At 69.0% G+C, this 3,340-nt stretch carries 2 protein-coding genes and 1 pseudogene; 1 reads left to right on the top strand and 2 read right to left on the bottom strand.

The window, feature by feature from the left end; genetic code table 11:
- A pseudogene (locus tag GX543_RS10110) lies at positions 1-369 on the top strand (hypothetical protein); the annotation flags it as partial.
- Here the strand turns inward: GX543_RS10110 and GX543_RS10105 are convergent.
- Complete coding sequence (locus tag GX543_RS10105; RefSeq protein ID WP_290851739.1) at positions 341-1,318, bottom strand: ribose-phosphate diphosphokinase; 978 nt, start codon at positions 1,316-1,318, stop codon at positions 341-343. The pseudogene GX543_RS10110 and the gene GX543_RS10105 overlap by 29 nt on opposite strands.
- Positions 1,319-1,396: 78 nt before the next feature.
- The gene (gene glmU, locus GX543_RS10100) at positions 1,397-2,884 is read right to left on the bottom strand and encodes a bifunctional UDP-N-acetylglucosamine diphosphorylase/glucosamine-1-phosphate N-acetyltransferase GlmU (protein WP_290851738.1); all 1,488 of its coding nucleotides are present in this window, start codon (positions 2,882-2,884) and stop codon (positions 1,397-1,399) included.
- Positions 2,885-3,340: the final 456 nt, after the last annotated feature.

Here is a 3,340-nt window from a genome sequence, read left to right as displayed (position 1 = left end):
CGGATCGTGATTCGCACCGCGGCACAGAGCGCGGCGTGCGGCATCGACCTGACGATCGGGGAGCAGCGCACCGTCCTACTCTCGCGTACCGGCCTCGGCGACGACGACGGTGGGCCGCAGGCGTGGCAGGCATCGCTCTGTTCCAACCTGAACCGTTTCGAGGGCGGACTTCCGGCGGCGGCGGGTGCCCGGCTTGCGCCGCGGCCGGCCGCCTCGGACGCGGCGATGGAACTGATGGGCGCCGACGACGACGCCCACCAGTCCCTCACCTGGTCACCGTGGATGGTGGCCGGAGGGGCGCTGGTGGGCGTCGTATTGGTGGTCGGCGTGCCGCTCGCTATCAGGCGACGCCGTCGAACAGACTCGTGACCGAGCCGTTCTTGAAGACCTCCATGATGGTCTGAGCCAGCAGCGGTGCGATCGACAGCACCGTCAGGTTCTCGAACTTCTTGTCATCGGTGATGGGCAGCGTGTCGGTCGCGATGACCTCCTTGGCGCCGCAATTCGCGAGGCGCTCGGCGGCCGGGTGCGAGAAGACGCCGTGCGTGGTGGCGATGATGACATCGCCCGCCCCGGCCTCCTTCAGCACCGACACCGCACCGGCGATGGTGCCGCCGGTGTCGATCATGTCGTCGATCAGGACGCAGGTCTTGCCCGAGACCTCGCCGACCACGCGGTTCGACTTGATCTGGTTCGGCACGTCGGGGTCGCGGGTCTTGTGCACGAAGGCCATCGGAGCGCCGTCGAGGGCGTCGGCCCACTTCTCGCCGACCTTGACACGACCGGCGTCGGGGGAGACCACGCAGATGTTGTCGGTGCCGTACTTGGTGCGGACGTACTCGGCCAGCTGACCCTGCGCGTGCATGTGGTCCACCGGGCCGTCGAAGAAGCCCTGGATCTGGTCGGTGTGGAGATCGACCGTCACGATGCGGTCGGCGCCTGCGGTCTTGAACAGGTCGGCGATGAGGCGGGCGGAGATGGGCTCGCGACCGCGGTGCTTCTTGTCCTGGCGGGCGTAGGGGTAGAACGGGATGATCGCGGTGATGCGCTTGGCGGAGCCGCGCTTGAGCGCGTCGATCATGATGAGGGTCTCCATGACCCAGTGGTTCATCGGGTTCGGGCAGCTCTGCAGCACAAACGCATCGCTGCCGCGCACCGACTCCTCGAAGCGCACGAAGATCTCGCCGTTCGCGAAATCACGGGCGGTCTGCGGGGTGATCGGAACGCCCAGCTCGTCCGACACGGCCTGTGCCAGCTCGGGGTGCGCCCGGCCGGCGAACAGCATCAGGTTCTTCTTGTTGTCGGTCGTCCAGGTCATCGGTGACTCAATCTCTCCTCAGCGAGCGGCTTCTTGATTTGGGAGGTCGGTGGACCCGCAGGGATTACCTGCAGTTCCCTAGTTATTCTGCTGTGCGTCGACGGCAGCGTCGGCGGCAGGGGTGCCGGGACGCTTCTTGACGACCCAATCGGCGATGTTGCGTTGCTGACCCGCAGACACCGCGAGAGCGCCCGCGGGGACGTCCTCTCGCAGCACGGTACCGGCACCCGTGTAGGCGCCGTCACCGATTGTGAGCGGCGCGACGAACATATTGTCGCTGCCGGTGCGGCAGTGTGAGCCGATCACAGTCTTGTGTTTGTCAACGCCGTCGTAGTTGACGAAGACGCTCGACGCGCCGATGTTGGTGTACTCGCCGATCTCGGCGTCACCGACGTAGGTCAGGTGCGGCACCTTGGTGCCGACGCCGATCTGCGCGTTCTTGGTCTCGACGAACGCGCCGATCTTCCCGTCGGCGCCGAGAGCCGTGCCGGGACGCAGGTACGCGAAGGGGCCGACGGTAGCGCCCGCGCCGATCTGCGCGTCGCTGCCGTGGGTGCGGATCACCCGGGCGTCTTCGCCGACCGTCACGTCGGTGAGCGTGGTGTCCGGACCGATGACGGCGTCGTCGGCGATGGTCGTGCGGCCGTGGAGCTGCGTGCCGGGCTCGATGCGCACGTCTTGGCCGAGCTCGACCTCGACGTCGATCCAGGTGGTCGCCGGGTCGACGACGGTGACGCCCGCCAGCATGTGTCGGCGGACCACCCGGCGGTTCAGCTCGGCGCCGAGCTCGGCGAGCTGCGCGCGGTCGTTGCAGCCGGCGACGACGCTCGGGTCGGACACGGTCAAGGCGTGGACGGCGCGGTCGGCTTCGCGGGCGATCGCCACCAGATCGGTGATGTAGTACTCACCCTGGACGTTGTCCGTGGAGAGGCTGGCGATGCCGGTGCGCAGCATGTCGGCCGCGAAGGCGTAGATGCCCGCGTTCACCTCGGTGATGGTGCGCTCGGCCTCGGTGGCGTCCTTGTGCTCGGTGATGGCCAGGACGTCGGCGGTCGCGACGTCGACGCCGGGGCCGCCGGTGCGGACGATGCGGCCGTAGCCGGTCGGGTCGTCGGCGATGAAGCTGGTGAGGGTGACGGCTGCGGCCTCGCCGCGGTCGTCGCGCAGGTGCTCGTCGACCAGCGCCGACAGCGTCTCGCCGTCGAGGAGCGGGGCGTCGGCGACGGTCACGATCACGGTGCCGTCGAAGTCGGCGGGCAGGCCGGTCATGCCTGCGCGGGCGGCGTCGCCGGTGCCGAGCGGCTGCTCCTGCTCAGCGATGACGACGGTGCGGCCCAGTTCGGCGGCGACGTCGTTGATGGCTGCGGTGACCCGCTCGCGCTCGTGGCTCACCACTGCCACCAGGTGGTCGGGGTTCAGTGCCGCGGCGCCGTGGAGTGCGTGCCCGACGAGGCTGCGGCCGCCGATCTCGTGCAGGATCTTCGGAGTCTTCGACTTCATCCGTGTGCCCGCACCTGCGGCCAGCACGATGACGGCGATGCTCCCGGTCGGCTGCCGTGTGCTCATCGGGGTCCCTTCGCAGTTCGATCGCGATCGGCTTCCCTGCGCCGCAGGACCGACTCCCTGCGGGAGTCGCGGCGACGAGGGGGCGGCCAAAATCGTACGCGAGACCGCCTCGAACGATGGTACTCGCCGGTAGCCGCACGTCGAGAACGCCGAGCGTAGCGCCCTGCCCACGGTGATCGAGTGCGGCCGGGAGCCCTCACGGTGATCGAGTGCGACCCGGGAGCCCCCCACGGTGATCGAGTGCGACCCGGGAGCGGAGCGAGCGTGTCGTGTATCGAGATCGGGCTGGGGCTGGTTCGCGGGGGTCTCGATTCGGCCCGGGCTCGCTACGCTCGCTGCGGGCACTCGACCGGCGTGGGCTGAGTGCGGCCGAGGAGGTCTCCTTGCTGATCGAGTGCGGCCCGGGAGCGGAGCGAGCGTGTCGTGTATCGAGATCGGGGTGGTTCGGGGGTCTCG

The organism is Gordonia sp. (in: high G+C Gram-positive bacteria) (assembly GCF_012515855.1).
Taxonomy (GTDB): Bacteria; Actinomycetota; Actinomycetes; order Mycobacteriales; family Mycobacteriaceae; genus Gordonia.
Note: the sequence above shows the minus strand (reverse complement) of the source record. Positions and strands in the feature narration are given on the sequence as shown.

What these genes read in the sequence shown, in the direction of transcription:
- GX543_RS10105 (WP_290851739.1), bottom strand. Translation starts at nt 1,318, where the DNA reads ATGACCTGGACGACCGACAACAAGAAGAACCTGATGCTGTTCGCCGGC.
- glmU (WP_290851738.1), bottom strand. Translation starts at nt 2,884, where the DNA reads ATGAGCACACGGCAGCCGACCGGGAGCATCGCCGTCATCGTGCTGGCC.